The 20,814-nt window shown below is 68.3% G+C and carries 16 protein-coding genes and 1 pseudogene; 6 read left to right on the forward strand and 11 right to left on the reverse strand.

The features are described 5' to 3' along the window. Window positions 1–13: 13 nt before the first annotated feature. The 3 genes from ACNS88_RS11520 to ACNS88_RS11530 form a co-directional block, all read right to left on the reverse strand. Window positions 14–1,936, reverse strand: coding sequence for a sensor histidine kinase (locus tag ACNS88_RS11520; RefSeq protein WP_435097546.1), 1,923 nt, complete (start codon window positions 1,934–1,936; stop codon window positions 14–16). A 61-nt stretch (window positions 1,937–1,997) separates the two neighbouring features. Next, window positions 1,998–3,398, reverse strand: coding sequence for an MFS transporter (locus ACNS88_RS11525; RefSeq protein WP_435097549.1), 1,401 nt, complete (start codon window positions 3,396–3,398; stop codon window positions 1,998–2,000). A gap of 42 nt (window positions 3,399–3,440) precedes the next feature. Then, window positions 3,441–4,034, reverse strand: coding sequence for a DUF7474 family protein (locus ACNS88_RS11530; protein WP_435097552.1), 594 nt, complete (start codon window positions 4,032–4,034; stop codon window positions 3,441–3,443). A gap of 118 nt (window positions 4,035–4,152) precedes the next feature. Here ACNS88_RS11530 and mdh point away from each other — a divergent pair, with 118 nt between their 5' ends. Both mdh and ACNS88_RS11540 read left to right on the forward strand, forming a co-directional pair. Continuing rightward, window positions 4,153–5,067, forward strand: coding sequence for a malate dehydrogenase (gene mdh / locus ACNS88_RS11535; protein ID WP_435097555.1), 915 nt, complete (start codon window positions 4,153–4,155; stop codon window positions 5,065–5,067). A 436-nt stretch (window positions 5,068–5,503) separates the two neighbouring features. Further along, the gene (locus tag ACNS88_RS11540) at window positions 5,504–5,776 is read left to right on the forward strand and encodes a glutaredoxin family protein (RefSeq protein ID WP_435097558.1); all 273 of its coding nucleotides are present in this window, start codon (window positions 5,504–5,506) and stop codon (window positions 5,774–5,776) included. An 80-nt stretch (window positions 5,777–5,856) separates the two neighbouring features. On the opposite strand, the gene ACNS88_RS11545 is transcribed toward ACNS88_RS11540, so the two are convergent. Next, a complete protein-coding gene (locus ACNS88_RS11545; protein ID WP_435097561.1) occupies window positions 5,857–6,237 on the reverse strand; it encodes a group I truncated hemoglobin in 381 nt (126 codons plus the stop codon). A 136-nt stretch (window positions 6,238–6,373) separates the two neighbouring features. Further along, window positions 6,374–8,083 (reverse strand): HVO_2922 family protein, encoded by a 1,710-nt coding sequence (locus tag ACNS88_RS11550; RefSeq protein ID WP_435097564.1) that lies wholly within the window; start codon window positions 8,081–8,083, stop codon window positions 6,374–6,376. Window positions 8,084–8,207: 124 nt separating this feature from the next. Here ACNS88_RS11550 and ligA point away from each other — a divergent pair, with 124 nt between their 5' ends. The 3 genes from ligA to ACNS88_RS11565 are packed head-to-tail and all read left to right on the forward strand — an operon-like array spanning window position 8,208 to window position 12,245. Next, a complete protein-coding gene (ligA, locus tag ACNS88_RS11555; protein ID WP_435097567.1) occupies window positions 8,208–10,373 on the forward strand; it encodes an NAD-dependent DNA ligase LigA in 2,166 nt (721 codons plus the stop codon). A 43-nt stretch (window positions 10,374–10,416) separates the two neighbouring features. Continuing rightward, window positions 10,417–11,433, forward strand: a complete 1,017-nt coding sequence (locus tag ACNS88_RS11560; RefSeq protein WP_435097570.1) for an ABC transporter ATP-binding protein — start codon at window positions 10,417–10,419, stop codon at window positions 11,431–11,433. After that, window positions 11,430–12,245 (forward strand): ABC transporter permease, encoded by an 816-nt coding sequence (locus ACNS88_RS11565; protein WP_435097573.1) that lies wholly within the window; start codon window positions 11,430–11,432, stop codon window positions 12,243–12,245. Before ACNS88_RS11560 ends, ACNS88_RS11565 begins: the two co-directional genes overlap by 4 nt. 45 nt (window positions 12,246–12,290) lie before the next feature. Here the strand turns inward: ACNS88_RS11565 and ACNS88_RS11570 are convergent, their stop codons facing one another. After that, entirely contained in the window at window positions 12,291–13,592 is a 1,302-nt protein-coding gene (locus ACNS88_RS11570) for an O-acetylhomoserine aminocarboxypropyltransferase/cysteine synthase family protein (RefSeq protein WP_435097577.1), read from the reverse strand. Window positions 13,593–13,737: 145 nt separating this feature from the next. Between ACNS88_RS11570 and ACNS88_RS11575 the strand changes: the two genes are divergently transcribed. Beyond that, on the forward strand, window positions 13,738–14,976 hold the full coding sequence (locus ACNS88_RS11575; RefSeq protein ID WP_435097580.1) for an SPFH domain-containing protein: 1,239 nt from the start codon (window positions 13,738–13,740) through the stop codon (window positions 14,974–14,976). Window positions 14,977–15,002: 26 nt separating this feature from the next. Here the strand turns inward: ACNS88_RS11575 and ACNS88_RS11580 are convergent, their stop codons facing one another. The 5 genes and pseudogenes from ACNS88_RS11580 to ACNS88_RS11600 all read right to left on the reverse strand — a co-directional run bounded on the left by ACNS88_RS11580 (window position 15,003) and on the right by ACNS88_RS11600 (window position 20,771). Next, entirely contained in the window at window positions 15,003–15,602 is a 600-nt protein-coding gene (locus ACNS88_RS11580; protein WP_435097583.1) for a hypothetical protein, read from the reverse strand. A gap of 70 nt (window positions 15,603–15,672) precedes the next feature. Next, a complete protein-coding gene (locus tag ACNS88_RS11585) occupies window positions 15,673–16,203 on the reverse strand; it encodes a hypothetical protein (protein WP_435097585.1) in 531 nt (176 codons plus the stop codon). Window positions 16,204–16,288: 85 nt separating this feature from the next. After that, window positions 16,289–18,343, reverse strand: coding sequence for an excinuclease ABC subunit UvrB (gene uvrB, locus ACNS88_RS11590; protein WP_435097588.1), 2,055 nt, complete (start codon window positions 18,341–18,343; stop codon window positions 16,289–16,291). 185 nt (window positions 18,344–18,528) lie between these two features. Then, a pseudogene (locus ACNS88_RS11595) lies at window positions 18,529–18,672 on the reverse strand (RNA-guided endonuclease TnpB family protein); the annotation flags it as partial. Between the two features lie 278 nt (window positions 18,673–18,950). Then, a complete protein-coding gene (locus ACNS88_RS11600; protein WP_435097591.1) occupies window positions 18,951–20,771 on the reverse strand; it encodes a hypothetical protein in 1,821 nt (606 codons plus the stop codon). Window positions 20,772–20,814 lie beyond the last annotated feature (43 nt).

The raw sequence follows: 20,814 nt of genomic DNA on the forward strand, positions 1-20,814 counted from the left end.
TTAGTGGTTTGTATCACGAGTTGTCGGCTTCATCCCCGAGGTCAAGCCTCGGGGTATTCGCCTTGTCCGCCGATAAACTGTCCACGACCGGAATCGACACCGTCACCCGCGTTCCCCGCGGCTCGCGGTCGGCGTAGTCGACTTCGGCGCCGATCGCCGCGGCGCCCCACTCGACGACCCAGAGGCCGAGGCCCGACCCGTGTTCGAGCGCGGTCTCCCGACCCGACTCGATAGCCTCGATCTCGTGATCAGGGATGCCGGGGCCGTCGTCATCGACGACGAGGACGAGCCGGGCGTTGTCGCGTGCATCGTCGCTTGCGTCGTCTGTGTCGCCTTCTCTCCCGTCTCCTTGCCTCTCCCGCCGGAGCGACACCCGCACCCACGCTCCCCCGTCCTCTCGCTCGACCCCCTCGCCGTCGTGGTGGTCCAAGGCGTTCTCCACGGTGTTCTCGATGACTGCGCGGAGGGCATCGTCCCTGACGCGCGTCGTCCAGTCACCGTCGTCGAGAGCCGCCTCGACGGTCGCGTCGGGGTCGCGATCGCGCGCGTTGGCGACTGCGGACGCGACGACCTCGTCGACGGCGACGGGGGTCGCATCGCCGTCGCCGACGAGTCGCTCGACGGTACCGGCCTTCTCACCGAGCGCGGCCAGCGCGCCGGCGCGGCGTTCGATCGCGTCGGCCATCTTGACCAGATCGGCCTCGTCGAGGCGGTCGCGGAGGATCTCTCCGTAGCCGTGGACGACCCCGGCGTCGTTGCGGAGGTTGTGACGCAGGATTCGGTTGAGCACCTCCAGCTGCTGGCGGCGGCGCTCGCGCTCGGTGACGTCTGCGAGGACGACCGTATACCCGACGTGGGTCCCGTTGGGATCGGTCAGACGCGAGATAGACACCGCATAGGTGCGGCGTCCTGTCCCGTCACCAGACTCGACCTCGACCGTCCCGCGGGAGCCGCCGGTATCGGAGCCGGAACTCCAGCTGTCGCCGTCGGTGTCGGCATCGATTTCGGCGGCGTCTCTGTCAGGGTCGTCACCGACCTCGTCTCCCACGGTGACCGGCAGCTGCAAGAACTCGTCGAGCGGGCGGTCGCGAGCGGTCTCCGCGTCGACGCCGAGGACGGCCTCGGCGGCGGGGTTGAGGCGCACCACGCGACGATCGAGTCCGAGCGCGACGATGGGGTCCGTCAGGTCGTCGATCGCGGTGCGCTCGGCGGCGCGGCTGGTCGTGGGGTTGCGCTCGAACATCTCCGCTCGGTTGAACGCGTACGCGTCGAGTATCATGTGCGGGACGAACATGATCGGCGCGAGCTGGAGCTGCGGGACCGGCCCGATCCCCAGCGTCCACGCGACGAGCGCGAATCCCGGCGGCAGCGAGCTCAGCGCGACCGCGGCGCTCTCCCGGCGGTAGAGGGGGCCGTAGCTGAGCAAGGTATCGACGAGGAGGAAGACCGCGCTGGCGACGAGCACGGCCTCCACGGCGACGACGAGGTACGCCCACGGGCCGAACGCGTACGAGACCGTCGCGACGCCGAACACGGGAGCGAACCCGAACCCGGTCCAGAACGCCCCGTGGAGCGAGTTCGTCGCGAGGAGGACCGTCGAGAGGAACCCGAAGCCGACCACGGAACCGAACAGGCGACCGCGGACCACGTCGCTCCGTCCGGTGTACTCCAGCGCGAACCCGAGGAAGGCCACGCCGGTCCAGACGATCGCGAGCCACGCGATCGCTTCCAGCACCGCCCGGAGCGTCGGGTCCGTGACGAGCAGCCCGAGTCCGTAGGAGAGACACCACGTCGCCTGCGCGGCGAACACGCCGAGGAACCAGTCGACGCCGGGACGACCGCGGTGTTCGCGGATCGCCCACGCGAGCCAGATCGCCCCCGCCCCGCCGGCGAGCGAGCCGAGCACGGGCCACGCGGGGAGGAGGTCGGAGAGCATCTGTCGGTGAGGAGGGACACGCGCGGCGTAAAGCTATCGTGCGGCGACGGTTTGCCTCCGCTCACTCCCTCGACCGCCCGAACGCGACGGCCACGGGCACGAGGAGAAGCGCGCCGATCAGGAACGGCGACGCGACGGCGACGGTGTAGAGGACGGCCATCAGCGGCGGGCCGACCGTTCGGCCGAGACTCGACGCGCCCTGTGTCACCCCGAAGGCGGCGCCCTGCTCGGAGTCACCGGCCGATCCGGAGACAAGCGTCGCGAGCGAGACGTTCACGAGGGCGTTCCCGAGCGAGAGCGCCGCGAGCGCGACGAGCAGCGCGACGAGGGAGAGCGTGAGCCAGGCGGGCCCGCCGAGCGTCGCGCCCCCGGCGACTCGGTCGACGAGCCCGGTCGCGGGAATCGCGACGAGCGCGCCAGCGAGGACGACGGACCCGGCCGCCACGAGCGTTCGCGAGGGGACGATCCGCGAGAGCCGCCCGACGAGCACGCCCTGATTCACCGCGCCGAGGACGCCGACGTAGGTGAGCAGGAACGCCGCGGCGGTCGCGTCGTAGCCGAACGCGTCGGCGACGTACGGGATGAACATCACCTGCACGCCCGCGAACGCGACGGCGACGACGAAGTACGCAATCGTCAGCGGGCGGAGCGCCGTCGAGGCGAGCGCGTCGCGGAACTGACCGATCGCGGTCGTGCGCCCGCCACCGGCCTCCGCCGCGGGTCGCGTCCGGTTCGGCTCCTCGAGGAAGGCGAACCCGACGCCGACCGCGAGGAAGCTCATCCCCGCCGCCGCGAAGCTCGGCAGGGAGTACGCCGTCGCCGGGACGAACGCCGGGAGGAGAGCGTCGGCGCGGACCACCACGGCGTCGGCGGCGAGCAGTCCCCCGATCGCCGGGCCGAAGACAAAGCCGAGCGCGAACGACGCGCCGACGAGCCCCAGCGCGCCCGCACGCCGGTCTCTCGGCGTGATGTCGGCGACGTACGCCTGCGCGGCGGCGATGTTCCCGCCCATCGCCCCGGCGAGCGTCCGGGAAGCGAACAACGTCGCCAGCGCGGCGACGGTCCCGAAGCGCCCGCCCGCCACCCCCGCGTAGCCGAACGTCACCCACGCGACGCCGGCGGCCGCGAGCGACGCGAGCAGGACGGGCCGGCGCCCGATCCGGTCAGAGAGCCGACCGAGCGTGGGGGCGGCGAGGAACTGCGCGAGCGAGTACGAGGCCGCGAGCAGGCCGATGAAGGCGTCGCTGACGCCGAAGGAGCGCACGTAAAAGGGGAGGATGGGGATCACGATCCCGAAGCCGACCAGATCGATGAACACGACGCCGATCACGACCGCGAGCGCGCGGCGGGGGTTGGCGACGGCCGGGGCTCGTGGGGAGTCGTCGCCGGCGTCCGTCGCGCTCTCGGCGACATCGCCGGTATCGTCCGCTGTCGACGTCGCACCCGCTTCCGGGTGTGTCACGGTGGCGAGACGCTGCGCGCGGACTTAAAAAGCGGGCTCACGCTACAGGTGTCGCTCGATGACGCGTTTCGCGGCCTGTCCCTTCTCTTTCCAGCCGTACCCCTCGTCGTACACGTGGCGCTTGGCGTCGACGAGCTCCGCGCGCGTCGACTCCTCGAAGCCGCCGCGATCCCACGCGCCGGATTCGTGGAGCCACTCGATCACGTTCTCGCGCGTTTCGGGCCACGAGAGCCCGACCATCTCGTACCACGCGACCATCGCGAAGACGGCGTTGTCGTGGCAGCCGGGGACGGAGCCGTACTCGTAGACGGTCCGCATCGGATCGCGGGTCGGTTCGGAGACGAGTTCCTTGAACTCCGCGGCGGTGAGCAGCCGGAGTCGGTCCCCGTCCTCGACGACGCGCTGCTCGCGCTCCAAGGCGCCGAGCGCGGCCTTGTGGAGCCCGCTCCACTCGCTGTGGACCGCTTCGCGGAGCGTGGACTCGGCCATCCCGTCCGGCTCGGCGGAGAGGACGGTCAGGAGGTCCGTGTACGCCTTCTCGATGGTCGGCCAGCTCACGCCCTCGAAGTCGCAGTCGGCGTCGTGAAGGCTGTTGGTCGTCCGGCAGCCGGGACACGGGTAGCGGAACGTCGGCACTGGATAGGTGTGTGCGGCGGCCGGAGTTAGGGGTTTCGCGACGGGCCGGCGGGACCCTTATATACGTTCGTGGGGTTCCGAAACGTTTACTCGCCGCCCGACCGCGACTTCACACGGTATGACAAAAGTGAGCATCATCGGTGCGGCCGGGACCGTCGGTGCCGCGGCCGGGTACAATCTCGCGTTACGGGACGTGGTCGACGAGCTCGTCTTCGTCGACATCCCGGACCAGCGCGAGACGACGATCGGACAGGCCGCCGACACCAATCACGGCGTCGCCTACGACTCGAACACGACCGTGCGGCAGGGCGAGTACGAGGACACCGCCGGCTCGGACGTGGTCGTGATCACGGCCGGGATCCCGCGCCAAGAGGGCCAGACCCGGATCGATCTGGCCGGCGACAACGCGCCGATTATGGAGGACATCGGCTCGTCGCTGGCCGAGCACAACGACGACTTCGTCACCGTCACCACCTCGAACCCGGTGGACCTGCTCAACCGGCACCTGTACGAGGCGGGCGACCGCGACCGTCAGCAGGTGATCGGCTTCGGCGGGCGACTCGACTCGGCGCGCTTCCGCTACGTCCTCTCCGAGCGCTTCGACGCGCCCGTACAGAACGTCGAGGCGACGATCCTCGGCGAACACGGCGACGCGCAGGCGCCGGTCTTCTCGAAGGTGCGCGTGAACGGCCGCGACCCCGAGTTCGACGCCGACGAGAAAGAGGAGATCACCGGGGACCTCCAGGAGTCCGCGATGGACGTGATCAGCCGGAAGGGCGCCACGCAGTGGGGGCCTGCCACCGGCGTCGCACACACCGTCGAGGCCATCCTGAACGACACCGGCGAGGTGCTCCCCTGCTCCGTCGTGCTCGACGGCGAGTTCGGCCACGAGGACACCGCGTTCGGCGTGCCTGCGAAGCTCGGCTCGAACGGCGTCGAGGAGGTTGTCGAGTGGGAGCTCGACGAGTACGAGAGTGACCTCCTCGACGAGGCCGCCGAGAAGCTCTCCGAGCAGTACGAGAAGATCGCGTAAAAAGCGGCTCGGCTCTCGTCGGTCATCGACGACGCCCGCGATCGCAACGCCCCGATTTTTTGCGGCGGTAGCCGGAGTTTGCGACGGCGATGAGAGATCATTATAGAGAACGACGCGGTGGCGCGCGCCTCCGAGTGGCCGACAGGCCACGAGGAGCGCCGCGCGAGGGAGTCGCTGGCGGCGACAGCCGCCAGCGACGAGGCTGGGGAGGTGAGAGGTGCTGTGCTGTGCGGAGCGGGGTGGGACTCAAAGGGGCAGCCGCCGAGGCCGTCGCAGGCGGCCTCGGCGGCTGGGGCTTTGGCGGTGTTCACCGTCGATCTCCCAGCAGCTACTTATAAACGAACGACTAGGGCGTTAAAAACGGACACCGCGCTGTCGATCCCTGCGTATCCGACCGATCGAAAGCGACTCGTCGCCACCGACCGAACGCCCGTGTATGAGCGAGACGGACGCCTCGGGGGCCGTTCCCGTCACGGTGTACACCCGCGAGGATTGTTCGCTGTGCGAGGTCGCCCGCGAGACCATCGAGGATGTCGCCGAGGGCCTCGACGTGGCGATCGACCTTGACATGGTCGACGTCGACGAGGACCCCGAGCTGGCCGAGGAGTACGGCGAGCGAGTCCCGTACGTGCTGGTCAACGGCCACCCCGCGTTCAAGTACGAGGTCGACGAGCGGGAGCTGCGGCTGAAACTGTTGGCGGCGTCCTGAGCGGTCACGCAAAGAGCTGTGCCGATCGCCGTGCGAGAGACGACGCGTGCAGTATCCGATCCGGGGAGCGCCGTCACGCATCACTGATCGTCGGCGTCCGGTCTTGCCAACAGCTCTTGTTCGTAGTCGGCAACCGCCTGCACGACGGCCGCTGCGTCGTCTCTCGGCACGTCGAACGACTCGAGGCTCTCGTCCAGCAGCTCGATCGCCCGCTGGATATGCGCGGGCGTGAACGGGATGTGAAGATGGGCTTCACGGACGGGCTCGGCGTCGTACGTTTCCGGACCGCCCGCCGCCTCACACAGGAAGTCGGTCTGCGTCTGTTGGAGCGTCTCCATATCTGCGCCCGCAAAGAACGACCTCAGTTCGTCGTCGTCGAGCAGTCTGTCGTAGAAATCATCGACCACGGCCCGAATACCGTCATGGCCACCGAGACGTTCGTACAGAGTTTCCTCGGTCATGCTCAGCGCATCGCGCTAAAATCGCAAATAGCTCACGGAGTCGGTTCAGACGCGGCGTGAACGGTTCGTATGGTACCAGAGCCAGGAAGCCGGAACCGCGTCAGGGCTGATGTCGGCCCTCGAACGCCGCCCGTCCTTATTCGTCCGCGTCGACCGTCTCGGTCTCTGCGCCGGGGGCGTTCCGCTTCACCGACGTGATCCCCTCGACCGCGTTCGACCGGGAGGCGTACCCCTGCGCGGAGTCGGCGACGATGTTCCCGTTGCGGTGGCGGAGCCGCCAGCGCCACTCGCCGCCGGCGTCCTCGTAGATCTCGAAGGCGGCGCTGTCGACGTCCAACACGTCGGCGTCTGGGGCGTACTCGCGGATCCGGCCGATCGCGTTCCGCGCGTTCGACTTGGAGGCATACCCCTCGCCGGGGTCGGCGATGATGTTCCCGTTGCGGTGGCGGAGCCGCCAGCGGTACTCCCCGGCCGCGTCCTCGTACAGTTCGAAGGTCGCGTTCTCGCTCCCGTCCTCGCTCTCGCTCTCCTCGCCCTCGACTTCGAGGCCCGCCTCCGCGGCGTTCGACCGCACGCTGTCGAGCCCCTGCCGGGCCTTCGCCCGCGAGGAGTACCCCTCGCCGGAGTCGGCGAGTACGTTCCCGTTCTCGTGGATGAGCCGCCAGCGCCACTCGCCCGCCGCGTCGCGGAACATCTCGAAGGCGGTCGGGTCGATCTGGAGGTAGTCCGCGGCGGCGACGTGTTCGCGGATCTGGCCGAGCGCGCGGTTCGCGTTCGACTTGGAGGCGTACCCCTCGCCGGAGTCCGAGATGATGTTCCCGTTGTCGTGGACGAGCCGCCAGCGCCACTCGCCCGCGGCGTCCTCGAACAGCTCGAAGGTTGCCTTGCTCGCGATCGCCTCGTCGGCGCTCGGGACGGCCACGTCCGGGTCCGCGGCGTCCTCGGGCTCGGGCCCGTCGTCGGCGGCGATCGCCTCGGCCTCGGTGACGGGGGTCTCGATCCGGAGGATCCCGGCGCCGAGCGCGTTCCGCCTGACGCTGTGGAGGCCCTGCTGGGCCTTTCCACGGCTGCTGTACCCCTGCCCGGCGATCGCGATCACGTTGCCGTTGCGGTGGCGGAGCCGCCAGCGCGGCTTGCCGCTCGCGTCCTCGAACAGCTCGAACCGCGCCTTGCTCGCCCGCAGCGCCGCCGTCTCCGCGCGGGCCGCATCGAGCGCCGACTCCGTCTCCGACAGCCCCTCAGTCGTCGCCGAGAGTTCGGAGTCGGTCGTCGAAAGCTCTTCGCGAGCCGTCTCCAGCTCCGCCCTCGTCGCTTCCAGTTCCGACGCTGTCGCTTCTAGCTCGGCACTCGTCTCGTCGCGCTCGGTCGTCGCGGTCGCCGCCTCGCTCTGCATCCGCTCGTAGTCCTCGCGGACCGGATCGGACATGAGGGGGACGACCGTCCCCGCGAGCCCGATGAGCGCGAGCCCAGCCCCATAGACGGCGATCACGACCGGCTCACCGGTGTCAGTGGACCAGCCGTCCGGGAAGACGCTCACGAACCAGACGACACCGAGAACGCTGACGGTCGTCCCGAGGTACCCGAAGAACGTCCCCGCTCGGCGGAGCGGGAAGCGGATCACCGCGCCGAGCATGACGAACGGTGGGGCTAATGCCGCGAGCGCGTAGGCGATCCCGCGAGTGGTCGTCGCCTGTTCGGTGAGGAAAAACAGGACGACGCCGGCCAGTCCGAGTAACACGCCGAACCCGAACAACCAGAACCCGTTCACCTCGTCGTCGGTCGTCGGGGTCCCGATGCGCGTCGCGTACAGCCCTCCGGGTGATCCCGATTTCTTGTCGCTTGCCATGCCTCAGAAATGGACGGCTGTCCGGTTATAGGTATGGGTCATTGACACAAACCAACATGGATCAAGCCACGACGGCCCGATACGAACGGTCGTTTTTAACCCGAGCCGACCCAACTATCGGCCGATGACGAGCGCGCACTCCGGGTCGTCGCCCCGGCACGCGGACCCGGACGAGAACCCCTACGTGGAGGCGCCGCCGACCGACTTCGAGCCGGTCGGAGAACTCTCCGAGATGGAGGCCGCCGAGCAGGCGTCGCTGCTCCGGGCGGCGATACGCGAGCACGACCACCGGTACTACCTGAAGGCTGACCCGCTGGTTCCCGACGAGACGTACGATCGGCTGTTCACGCGGTTACGAGAGCTCGAAGACGCGTTCGACCTCCCGACGAAGAACTCCCCGACTCGGCGGGTCGGCGGCGAGCCGCTCGACGGGCTGGCGACGGTCGAGCACGTCGCACCGATGCGCTCCATCGACAACGCGACCGAGGCGGAGGCGGTCCGAGAGTTCGACGAACGCGTCAGGAAGGGCCTCGGCGCGGCCGGGTTCGACCCGAAGGCGGTCGAGTACGTCTGCGAGCCGAAGTTCGACGGGCTCTCCCTCGAGGTGATCTACGAGGACGGCGAGTACGCCCGCGCCGCCACCCGCGGCGACGGGACCGCGGGCGACGACGTCACCGAGCAGGTCCGGACGATCCGCTCCGTTCCCGGGAAGCTGCGCGGCGACCCGCCCGCCCGGCTCGCAGTGCGCGGCGAGGCCTACATGCCCCGCGACGACTTCGAGACGTACAACGACGAGCTGATCGAGCGCGGCGAGGAGCCGTTCGCGAACCCCCGCAACGCCGCGGCCGGGACCCTCCGCCAGCTCGACCCCGCGGTCGTCGCCGAACGCCCCCTCGAGGTGTTCTTCTTCGACGTGTTGGGGTGGGAGACCGGCGAGGAAGAAGACGGATCTGATGCCGACCCCCCGGAACGCCCCGACACCCACTGGGGGGAGTTCGACGCGTTCGACGCGTTCGGGCTCCGGCGCGCCGACCGCGTCGAGCGCGTCGGCGACATCGAGGGGGCACTGGCGTACCGCGACCGGCTCATGGCCGACCGCGAGGACCTGAACTTCGCGATCGACGGAGTCGTGATCGCCGTCGACGACCGCGCCCACCGCGAGGCGCTCGGGTCGACCGCGCGGGCGCCGCGCTGGGCGTTCGCGTACAAGTTCCCGCCCCGCACCGCGACGACGACCGTCGAGGGCGTCACGGTGCAGGTGGGTCGGACGGGGCGGCTCACCCCCGTCGCCGAACTCGCTCCGGTCGACGTGGGCGGCGTCACCGTCTCGCGGGCGACCCTTCACAATCCCGCCGAGATCGAGGCGCTCGGCGTGAACGTCGGCGACCGCGTGCGGATCTACCGCGCCGGCGACGTGATCCCCTACGTCCCCGAGGTGGTCGAAAAGCGCTCTGAGGGCACCTACGCCTTCCCCGACGCCTGCCCGATCTGTGACGCCCCCGTCGAGCGTGACGGCCCGCTCGCGTTCTGCACCGGCGGGCTCGGCTGTCCGGCGCAGTTAGAGCGGGCGATCGAACACTGGGCGCGACGGGACGCGCTCGATATCGAAGGGTTAGGCCCCGAACGGGTCGAACAGCTCCGGGAGGCGGATCTGGTCGAGTCGCTACCGGACCTGTACGACCTGACCGTCGAGGATCTGGCCGCGCTGGAGGGGTGGGGCGAGACGAGCGCCGAGAACCTGATCGCGGAGCTAAACGCGACCCGCGACCCGCCGCTGGACGACTTCCTCGCCGGGCTCGGGATCCCGGACGTGGGGGCGACGACGGCCCGGGCGCTGGCGGCGCACTTCGGCGACCTCGACGCGATCCTCGACGCCGACGAGGACGCGCTTCGCGCCGTCGACGACGTGGGTCCCGAGGTGGCCGAATCAATTCGGACGTTCCTCGACACCGAGGAGAACCGGACGGCGATCGACGGGCTCCGCGAGCGGAGAATCGACCCCGAGTCAGTCGATGTCGAGTCCGGCGACGCGCTCGACGGGCTCACCTTCGTGTTCACCGGGTCGCTGTCGACGACGCGAGGCGAGGCGCAGGCGCACGTGGAGGCCCACGGCGCGAACGCCACGTCGAGCGTCTCCGGCAACACCGACTACCTCGTCGCCGGCGAGAGCCCGGGGCGGTCGAAGCGCGACGACGCCGACACGGAGGGCGTTCCCGTCGTCGACGAGGACGGGTTCGCCGACCTCCTCTCGGAGCGGGGGGTCGTGTGGCCGCCCGAGAGCGACGAGTAGCGAACCCACAACCCTTTATCCGGCGACGCGGCAACGGAGCGGTATGACCGCTATCGAACTGCGGGGCGTGACCAAGGAGTTCGCGGACGTCACGGCCGTTCGCGGCCTCGATCTCACCGTCGAGGAGGGGGAGGTGTACGGCTTTCTCGGCCCCAACGGCGCCGGCAAGTCGACGACCATCGACATGCTGCTCGACCTCGTCCGGCCGACCGAGGGGACGGTGCGCGTGCTCGATCGGGACGCGACGACCGACGGCGTCGCGATCCGCCAGCGGACCGGTGTCCTCCCCGACGGTTTCGCGGTGTACGACCGACTCACGGGGCGGCAACACGTCGAGTTCGCGGTCCGATCGAAGGAGGCGAACGACGACCCGGACGCCCTCCTCGACCGCGTGGGGCTCCTCAACGACGCCGACCGCACGGCCGGCGGCTACTCGAAGGGGATGCGTCAGCGGCTCGCGCTCGCGATGGCGCTCTCGGGCGACCCCGACCTGCTCATCCTCGACGAGCCCTCCTCCGGGCTGGACCCCGCGGGCGCGAAGGAAATGCGGGAGATCGTCCGCGCCGAGGCCGACCGCGGCGCGACCGTCTTCTTTTCCTCGCACATCCTCGAGCAGGTCGAGGCCGTCTGCGACCGCGTCGGCATCCTCCGTGAGGGCGAACTCGTCGCGGAGGACTCCGTCGAGGGGCTCCGCGAGGCCGTCGGCGGCGAGGAGACGCTGGAGATCGCGATCGGCGGCGGCGACGCAAACGGTGCGAGCGACGCGGCCGTGAACGCCGTTCGCGCTCTCGACGGCGTGAGCCGCGTCGACCGCGACGGCGACGCCCTCGTCGTGAGCTGTGCCGACGGCGCGAAGACGCGAGTCATCGGCGCCTTGGAAGACGCCGGGGTCGCGGTCGCCGACTTCCACACCCGCGAGGCGTCGCTCGAAGACCTCTTCTTGGCGTACACGGAGGGAGAGACACCGGACGAACGGAGTGACACGCAAACAGAACCGAAGTCGTCTTCAGAAAAACTCGCGCAAGATACCGCTGAAACAGAGGGGGTGAACGACGAATGAGTGTCCTTGCGATTGCAGAAAAGGACTTTCGCGACGCGATCCGGTCTCGGTGGCTGCTCGGGTTGACGCTGCTGTTTCTCAGCCTCGTTTCGTTCGTCGCGTACCGGGTACGACCACCCGCTGGCGAAACGATCTCTTCGAACGCGTTCCTGAACGCGCAGCTTATCGGATTTATGGTCGGAACGCTCGTGCCACTAACGGCACTGGTGATCAGCTACAACGCGATCAGCGGTGAACGCGAGTCGGGGTCGATCAAGCTTCTGCTCTCGTTGCCAAATTCGCGGACTGACGTGGTGTTTGGGAAGCTTATCGGGCGGTCGATGGCCTTCTCTTCGGCCGTTATTATCGCGTTCGTCATCCCCGCGATTCTGCTTGCGGTCGGCCCGCTTGAGTTCGATCTGTTGAAGTTCGTAACCTACGTCTTCTTCGTCTGCCTGCTCGGAAGCGCGTTCGTCGGAATCGCCGTTGGGTTCTCTGCAGCGATGTCGACACAAACGCGCGCGCTCATCGGAGCCCTTGCGATATACGTGCTGTTCATTCCGGTCTGGTCTGTCGCAGAGATTCCGTTATCCCTCTGGTTGACTGCGACGAATCCGTGGTGGCTCCCGATCGAAGGACGGGAACTGTACACGCTGCTCAGAGTCGGGCGACCCTCCGGCGCGTTCGGCATCGTCACCGACGTTCTGCTTCAGCCCGCGGAGGTTACGGAGAACCAGCGTCGGATCCAGGTTTCCGCGGCGGCAATGATGGTATTCTGGACGATCGCGCCGCCGCTGGTCGGACTCTGGAAGTTCGACAGCGACGACCTGTAGGCCCGGCGCGGCTCGGCTCGATTTCGGAGGGCTGTCGATCCCGACCTACGCCGACGCGCGCTCGATCGCCGCTTCGAGGTCGGCGACGATGTCGGCCGGGTCCTCGATACCGACGGAGAGCCGCACCATGTCGGCGGTGACGCCGGCGTCCTCCTGTTCTTCCTCCGTCAACTGCTGGTGGGTCGTCGACGCCGGGTGGATGACGAGCGTCTTCGCGTCGCCGACATTTGCGAGCAGGGAGGCGAGATCCGCGTTCTCGACGGTCCCCTTCGCGGCCTCGTAGCCGCCCTCCAGCCCGAAGGTGATCATGCCGCCGTAGCCGCCCTCCAGGTACTCGCTGGCCTCATCGTGGGTCTCGTGGCTCTCCAAGCCGGGGTAGTTCACCCACGCCACGTCGTCGTGGCCCTCGAGGTACTCCGCGACGATCCCGGCGTTCTCGCAGTGGCGGTCCATCCGCAGCGGGAGCGACTCGGTCTGCTGGAGCGTGTTCCACGCGTCGAACGGCGACTGCTGGTCGCCCAGGTCGCGCAGGCCGCGGGTCGTCGCCGCGAAGGTGAACGCCGCGTCGCCGAACGCCTCGACGAAGTTGATCCCGTGGTAGGCGGGGTTGTCCTGTGCGATCTCGGGGAACTTTTCGGGGTACTCCCCCCACGGGAACGAGCCGCCGTCGACGAGGACGCCGCCGACGGTAGTGCCGTTGCCCGTGAGCCACTTGGTCGTCGACTCCCAGACGAGGTCCGCGCCGTGATCGAGGGGGCGGCAGAGGTAGGGAGTCGCGAACGTGTTGTCGACGAACAGCGGGACGCCGTGGTCGTGGGCGATGTCGGCGATCCGCTCGATGTCCGGCGTAACGAGGGCGGGGTTGCCGATGGTCTCGAGGTGGACGTAGGCGGTGTCCTCGTCGATCGCGTCGGCGTACGCCTCGTAGTCGAGCGGGTCGACGAAGCGGGTCGAGACCCCGCGGCGCTCGACGGAGTGGGTGAGATAGGTGTAGGTGCCCCCGTACAGCGCGGAGGAGGAGACGATGTTGTCGCCCGCGGACGCGAGCATGAACGTCGCCAGATCGAGCGCCGCCATCCCCGAGGCGGTGGCGACCGCGCCCACGCCGTTTTCGAGGGAGGCGATCCGCTCTTCGAGGGCGGCGTTCGTCGGGTTCATGATCCGCGAGTAGACGTTACCGAGCTCCTCCAACCCGAAGAGCCGGGCGGCGTGGTCGGCGTCCTCGAACTCGTAGGAGGTCGTCTGGTAGATGGGCGTGGCGCGCGCGCCCGTCGCCGGGTCCGGATTTGACCCCGCGTGGACGCTTCGGGTGCGGAACTCGCGGTCGCTGTCGTCGTCGGTTGGCATTACACTTGCGTGTGCGCGCCGAGCGCATAAAGCCGCCCGGCAGTTACGGACCTTTCCGGTATCTCGGAGACTGGAATCTGCGTGATTCCGGCGAGGAGTCCTCTCTCGTGCCAACCGTTAACAGCGTCGACCCGTAATGCTAACTATGGGAACACAAGGTCCGCGCGGCGACGCCTTCGAGATCGGGGAGGCAACGGGGTCGATACCGGACTCCGTCTGGCAGTACACGGCGCTTGCGGGTGCGCTCCTGGTCGGTTTTGCCCTCCTCAGCCAGAGTCTCGTCTACGGGGTCGCGGCGCTCGCGGTGTTGGTGGCCGCGGTCACCGTCGTCAGCGCGGTCGAGATCGTCGACGCCTACGACAAGGAGGCGCTCACGGTGTTCGGCGAGTTTCGACAGCTGCTCGAACCGGGCGTCCACCTCATCCCGCCGTTCGTCTCCCGCACCTACGCGTTCGACATGCGGACGCAGACGCTGGACGTGCCCCAGCAAGAGGCGATCACGCGGGACAACTCGCCGGTGACGGCGGACGCCGTCGTCTACATCAAAGTGATGGACGCGAAGAAGGCCTTTCTGGAGGTCGACGACTACAAGAACGCGGTCTCGAACCTCGCGCAGACCACCCTCCGCGCCGTCCTCGGCGACATGGAGCTCGACGACACGCTCTCCCGCCGCGATCAGATCAACGACCGCATCAACGAGGAGCTGGACGAGCCGACCGACGAGTGGGGGATCCGCGTCGAGGCGGTCGAGGTCCGCGAAGTGAGCCCCTCACAGGAGGTCCAACGCGCGATGGAGCAACAGACCGGCGCCGAGCGTCGCCGGCGTGCGATGATCCTCGAAGCGCAGGGGGAACGCCGCTCGGCGATCGAGCAGGCAGAGGGTGACAAGCAGTCGAACATCATCCGCGCGCAAGGTGAAAAGCAGAGCCAGATCCTCGAAGCGCAGGGTGATGCGATCTCGACCGTCCTCCGCGCCCGCTCCGCCGAATCGATGGGCGAGCGCGCCATCATCGAGCGCGGCATGGAGACCTTAGAGGAAATCGGCAAGGGCGAATCCACGACGTTCGTGCTCCCGCAGGAACTCACCAGCCTCGTCGGCCGCTACGGCAAGGCGCTCTCCGGCTCCGACGTGCAGGAGATGGAGGGGTTAGAGAGCAAGGAGTTCGACGAGGAGACGGAGAAGATGCTCGGGCTGGAGGACATCGAAAGCGCCCTCGAACAGCTCGATACGGTGGCCGACAGCGACCTCCGAACCGACGAGACGCGCGACGCGGACACGGCCCGCGACGTCGACCTCACCCGGCAGAAGGAGGAGGACGAAGAGACCCGCGAGGCCGACCGCGACATCGAGCTGGAGGCCGAAAGCGAGCGGCCGGGGAACTGAGACCGACCGGAGACCGATCCGGCCGGTTAGGGTCGCCACGTCGCCGGATCGACCGCCCAGAGCGCGCCCACGGTGAGGACGCCGGCGGCACCTCCGGCAACGAGCGTGAGCACGGATCCGGGGACCGAGGCGACGGACGCGAGCAGCAGGACCGCGCCGACGAGTAACGAGATCGTGTCCTCCGTCGTCGCGGCGCGGACGACGGGAGCCACCGCGCCGCCGGCGAGGGCACCGGCCGCGACTGCGGCGGGAGGACCGGTACTCAGCGTCGACAGTGCCTCCGACGCGGCGAACGCGGCGAGAGGCGCCCCGATTCCGGTCGCGACCCCGGTCCCGAGCGCGAACGCGGCGGCGACACCGAGTGCCGGAGCGAGGAAGGCGCTGCGCGCGGAGAGGTCGGCGTCGACGAGCGCGGCCACGCCGGAGACGAACAGCACCGATCCGGCCGCGAGGAGCGCGGGCGCGGCCAGCAGCGAGAGCGGAGACGGCACGACGAGGTCGGGACTGCCGGAAGCGGTCCCGGCCTCGGGGACGATCACGGGCGCGACGCTCGCCGCGACGGCGAACGCGGCGGCGGCGACGACGAGCAGCGCGGACCCAACGAGACGGCGACGAAGGGAGACCATGCCGGCGGAAGGCGGCCGAGCCACTAAACGATCGCGGGACGCGGACGTGGTCAGCGACTGACGCTCTCCCTCACACCGTGACACCGGCGCGGTCGCCCTCGATCGAGACGATGACGCGCTCCGGCGGCCCCCGTTCGTCCGTCAGTCGCAAGAGGAGCGTCTTGACCACCGGGTCGTCGGGTTCGATCTTGCCGCGAACGCCCGCGAGGTCGACCGCGATACGGAGGGACCGCTCCCCGGTGCGGCTGATCGAACCGAGCCGGAGTTCGACCTCGGGCGCGGTGAGTCGCTGGGCGACGATGAGCACCGACTCTCCGCCGTCGTCGATGAACGAGGTGGCGTCGACGAACGTCGTCGTCTCCGGCTGGTCGGGGAGAACCGCCGCCCTCGCCTCCGACCCCGACCGAAACGAGGCGGCGTGGGTCAGGAGCCCTTCGGGCAGCGAGCGCACGCTCTGCCCCTCGACGAACGGGTCGCCGTCGATATAGTGGCTCCGAACCCCGAGGTCCCGCGGCGTCGACGCCGCGAGGTCGTGAAGCCGATCGGTACAGCCCGCGCTGGCGACGGCGACGAGACCGGTCACCACCGCGCGGCGCTTCATATGTCGCGTTCCGACGGTTGCAGATAAAAACCCCGTCGTCGCGAGTTTCGCGGCGCGAGAATCGGACCCGGCGCGAGGAGAGAGATTACTCGTCGATCATGGGCGCCGGCACGCCGTCGTCGCCGCCGTCGAGTTCGAACGCGCGGCGGAGCTCCGCGATCCGGTCGCGGATGTCGGCGGCCAGCTCGAACTCCAGGTTACTCGCGGCCTCGTCCATCCGGCCTTCGAGCGCCTCGATCTGCGCTTTTGCCTCCTCGGCGCTCTCAACGTCGCCGACGCTGACGTTCGAGGTGTCCGTCTTCGATCCGGGGAGATTCGTCTCGCCCACCGGCTTGTCGATAGTGGTCGCCTCGTGGCCGTGTTCCTCGTTGTACGCCAGTTGGATCTCGCGGCGTCGCTGGGTCTCCTCGATGGCTTCCTCCATCGAGTCCGTCATCCGGTCGGCGTAGAGGACGACCTCGCCGTTGACGTTGCGCGCGGCCCGTCCCATCGTCTGGACGAGGGTCGTCGTCGAACGGAGGAACCCCTCCTGGTCGGCGTCGAGAATGGCGACGAGGCTCACCTCCGGGATGTCGAGCCCCTCGCGGAGCAGGTTGATGCCGACGAGCACGTCGATGTTGCCCAAGCGGAGGTCGCGGATGATCTCGTGGCGCTCCAAGGTGTCCGTCTCGTCGTGCATGTACGCCACGTCGATTCCCGCCTCCTCGAAGTACTCCGTGAGGTCCTCGGCCATCCGCTTGGTGAGCGTGGTCACGAGGACGCGCTCGTCGCGCTCGATCCGGTCGTTGACCCGCTCTAAGAGGTCTTCGACCTGTCCCGTCGCTTCCGTCACCTCCACCTTCGGGTCAACGAGGTGGGTCGGGCGGACGATCTGTTCGGCGATCCGGTCGGAGGTCTCGCGCTCGTAGTCGCTCGGCGTCGCCGAGACGTAGAGGGTTCGGTCCGTCTTCGCCTCGAACTCCTCGAACGTCAGGGGGCGGTTGTCGTAGGCGGTCGGCAGCCGGAAGCCGTTTTCGACGAGCGAGTCCTTCCGCGATTTGTCCCCCTCGTACTGGCCTTTGATCTGCGGGATCGTCTGGTGGGACTCGTCGATCACGGTGAGGAAGTCGTCGGGGAAGTAGTCCATCAGGGTGTAGGGGGCGTCGCCCGACTCGCGGTCGTCCATGTGGACCGAGTAGTTCTCGATCCCCGAGCAGTAGCCCGCCTCGCGGAGCATCTCGATGTCGAAGGTGGTGCGCTCCTCGATGCGCTGGGCGGCGACCAGATCGCCCTGGCGCTCGAAGTAGCTCACCCGTTTGTCCATCAGATCCTCAATCTCCGCGATCGCCTGCTCCAGCTTGTCGTCGGGGATCGAGTAGTGCTCCGCCGGGTGGAGCATGACGGCGGGCTCCTCCGAGACGACCTCGCCTTTCATCGGATCGACTTTGAGCATCCGGTCGATCTCCTCGCCCCACAGCTCCACCCGGACCGCGTAGCGCCCGTACATCGGGTAGATCTCGACGGTGTCGCCGCGCACGCGGAAGGTGCCCTGCGTGAAGTCGACGTCGTTGCGCTCGTAGTTCAGGTCGACGAGCCGGGCGAGCAGCTCCTCGCGGCCCACCTCCTCGCCGACTTCCAGGCGGAGCGCCATGTCACGGTAGTTCTGCGGGTCGCCGAGCCCGTAAATCGCGGAGACCGAGGCGACCACGATCACGTCGTCTCTGGTGAGCAGCGAGCGCGTCGCGGAGTGACGCAGCCGATCGATCTCTTCGTTTATCGACATTTCCTTGTCGATGAACGTGTCCGTCTGCTCGACGTACGCCTCCGGCTGGTAGTAGTCGTAGTAGGAGACAAAGTACTCGACGGCGTTGTCCGGGAACAGCTCGCGGAACTCCTCGTACAGCTGGGCCGCCAGCGTCTTGTTATGAGCTAACACGAGGGTCGGTTGATCGAGTTCTTCGGCGACCCACGAGACGGTGTTCGTCTTCCCGGAGCCGGTGACGCCGAGGAGGGTCTGTCTGTCGGCGCCCGACTCGAACCCCTCAACGAGTTCCGCTATCGCCTCGGGCTGGTCGCCCGCGGGCTCGAACGGGGCGTCGACGCGGAAGGGGCGGTCGACGGTCGGTCGGTCCTCTGAGAGGGGAGAGTCGGCGTCGCTCACGATAGGCGTTGTTGGCGACGGAGACACTTGAGCGGCGCGGGGGACCGACGACGACGCGGCCCCGTGCGGGCGGTCACATCCCTCTGCGAATGTCTTTCTTATCGATCCCTCTCGACAACAACCCGATATTTTCGTCCGGCGATCGCTCTCCGGCTCCGGCCAGATGGACGAGCGGGGCGTGTGAACTACCCCGCCCTGCTCGGCCTGACAGCCTCGCTGAGGGCGGGGCTTCCTGATTCCACGACGCGCTTTGCAGATACAGGTGTATCCACAGGGAGTGCAGTCTCCACAGGCGTTTCTTCGGAGTGTCCCACTCCTAGTTGCTCGACGGGATGATTCCGTGGGACAACGCACGCTTCTTGTCGCGTTTGAACGCTGTCCGTGTCCGTCAACTTCGCAAGGAGCGAGTCGTTCCACTCGGAACAACGAGCGAGTCGAAGCCGACAGGTCGGAACGCCCATCTTACCTTGTCATCGAGCGGTTGGCGATATAAATGCTCGCGTGGGCCTGTGGGCCTGCTACCGAACACTGGTTGAGAACTGTGCGGCGCTGTATCCCCTCCCTGCTCGCGCCTCCCCTTCGGTCGGCGCTCGCTGAGGAAGGGGGATTAGCGCCTATTTTCAGCTAACGCGGTTACGCTCGCGTAGCCCGGTCCCTCGTCGCCGTCCTCGTCAGTCCCCTGTCTGCCGAGGACCTTGACGTTCACGGCGTTGAGCCCTTTCCGGCCTTTGTCGGTCTGTGTCAACGCGTGCGACGCCATCGCCTCGATCAGTTCCGCCTTGTTCATCTCGGTTCCCTGTACCCGAGCGCTGCCGATCACCGACCCGTACCGGCTCCGGTCGCGGGAGAACCCCTCGACGATGCGGTCGTCGACGTCGTCGCTCTCGATGTCGTCGGGGGTCACGCTCGCGACCTCGGTCGGCCCCTCGTCGAACAGGAGCGTCGCCGAGTCCTCGTACAGCGCGCCCTCGTCGAGGACCCACCCGCCGGCGAAGATGATCTGATCGTCGTGGACGATCCGCCGGACGTAGAACAGCCCGGGCAGCGGACACGGGCAGTCCGCGGGCGTCACGGCCACGGGACAGACCAGCGTCGAGCTCACCGAGGCGTCGCCGTCGCCGTCTCCCGGCATCACCATATCTCTGTCTTCGCCCAGGATGATCTCGCCCGTGACGTCGTCGGCCACGAGGAAGACACGTTTTCCATCGGTGTCGGCCGACGCCGGCGCGCCGCCAACGACAGCGCCTCCTTCGGTAGCGAAGCCGACTATCGCCCGGTTCTCGGTACGATACGTGTCCAGTTCCGCCGAGAGGATCGTCTGACAGGCGACGTCCCTGTGCAGCGAGACGGGGCCGTCGAGTCGAACGCAGCCCTCGTCGTCGTACTCGATGCCCCGCGTCCCGTATCGGTCACTGAACGGTGTCCGTCGACCGTCTGGCTCGTGTGAGGGGGCGAAGTACGCGAGGACCCGGTCCAGTGTGAGCTCCTCGGCCAGCGAGCCGAGGTCGCCCGGCAGGCTGGCGTCGGGCAGACAGACCGTGAAGCGCTCGCCGACGGTCGGCTCGTCTCGCAGGTACTCGATGACGTCGATGAACCGCGGGCGCCCGGGCTGCCGTTCGACGAGCACGTCGTCGAGCCGTTCGATGTCGCCGAGGACGATCTCCTCGACGCCCGCGAGCTCTCGGGCCGCCACGGTCCAGTCGGCGTCGTCGACGGCCCGACGCGCGATCCGAACGCCCAGCTCTCGAACGTCCGAGTTCTCGCGGACCGTCTCACAGACGCCGGTCCCACATTTGTCGAGTTTCGGTCTGAGAGCGATCTCCGTGGCGTCGATGAACGCGTCGAGGGCGCGTTTCGCTTCGCCCGGAGCGCGTCGGTCCACGGCGTCCCGTGCGGTCGTGACGTGGCCCAGCAGCTCGAGTTCGACGTCCAGAATACCGTCCGCGTCATCGTCAGCGTCGTCGACGTCGTCGGCATCGTCGATGTCGTCGTCGGGGCCGGCCCACCACTCGGAGCGAGGTTTGTTCGAGCGCGAGGAGTTGTAGTCCTGCGCTTTCGTCACGCCGCTGGTCGAAAAGCCTTCGAGTTCGAGTTCCCGTGCCTCCGCCCGAGCCGTCGCCGGCACGTACGCCACCCCGACCGGGCCGGTGCGGAGGACCTGCGCCCGGTCGCTGCGCTCGTCGTCGCTGGCGCTCCCCGCTAATTCGTCTCGCGACGACCGTCCGCCGTAAAACGCCGCCGGCGTGGAGACCGTCGTCCCGAGCACCTGTTCGCCGGCGCGGTCCACCAGCCCGTCGAGGCCGGAACACCCCGCGAGCCCGCCGAGTGCGACGACCCCACCGGCGGCGAGAACCGCCCGTCTCGTCGGTCCGAGTCCGTCGGTACTGCCTCCGGTTCGGCGTCTCGCGTCGGTGGGTTTTATACTCATACGGTATTCATAATGTTTTATAAGTATATAAGATAGCGTATGT

The organism is Halorubrum shenae (genome assembly GCF_051194165.1).
Lineage (GTDB): Archaea > Halobacteriota > Halobacteria > Halobacteriales > Haloferacaceae > Halorubrum.

Excerpts from the sequence above, each read along its gene's own strand:
- ACNS88_RS11520 (WP_435097546.1), bottom strand. The coding sequence starts at position 1,936 with ATGCTCTCCGACCTCCTCCCCGCGTGGCCCGTGCTCGGCTCGCTCGCC.
- mdh (WP_435097555.1), top strand. The coding sequence starts at position 4,153 with ATGACAAAAGTGAGCATCATCGGTGCGGCCGGGACCGTCGGTGCCGCG.
- ACNS88_RS11540 (WP_435097558.1), top strand. The coding sequence starts at position 5,504 with ATGAGCGAGACGGACGCCTCGGGGGCCGTTCCCGTCACGGTGTACACC.
- ACNS88_RS11545 (WP_435097561.1), bottom strand. The coding sequence starts at position 6,237 with ATGACCGAGGAAACTCTGTACGAACGTCTCGGTGGCCATGACGGTATT.
- ACNS88_RS11550 (WP_435097564.1), bottom strand. The coding sequence starts at position 8,083 with ATGGCAAGCGACAAGAAATCGGGATCACCCGGAGGGCTGTACGCGACG.
- ligA (WP_435097567.1), top strand. The coding sequence starts at position 8,208 with ATGACGAGCGCGCACTCCGGGTCGTCGCCCCGGCACGCGGACCCGGAC.
- ACNS88_RS11560 (WP_435097570.1), top strand. The coding sequence starts at position 10,417 with ATGACCGCTATCGAACTGCGGGGCGTGACCAAGGAGTTCGCGGACGTC.
- ACNS88_RS11565 (WP_435097573.1), top strand. The coding sequence starts at position 11,430 with ATGAGTGTCCTTGCGATTGCAGAAAAGGACTTTCGCGACGCGATCCGG.
- ACNS88_RS11570 (WP_435097577.1), bottom strand. The coding sequence starts at position 13,592 with ATGCCAACCGACGACGACAGCGACCGCGAGTTCCGCACCCGAAGCGTC.
- ACNS88_RS11575 (WP_435097580.1), top strand. The coding sequence starts at position 13,738 with ATGGGAACACAAGGTCCGCGCGGCGACGCCTTCGAGATCGGGGAGGCA.
- ACNS88_RS11580 (WP_435097583.1), bottom strand. The coding sequence starts at position 15,602 with ATGGTCTCCCTTCGTCGCCGTCTCGTTGGGTCCGCGCTGCTCGTCGTC.
- ACNS88_RS11585 (WP_435097585.1), bottom strand. The coding sequence starts at position 16,203 with ATGAAGCGCCGCGCGGTGGTGACCGGTCTCGTCGCCGTCGCCAGCGCG.
- ACNS88_RS11600 (WP_435097591.1), bottom strand. The coding sequence starts at position 20,771 with ATGAGTATAAAACCCACCGACGCGAGACGCCGAACCGGAGGCAGTACC.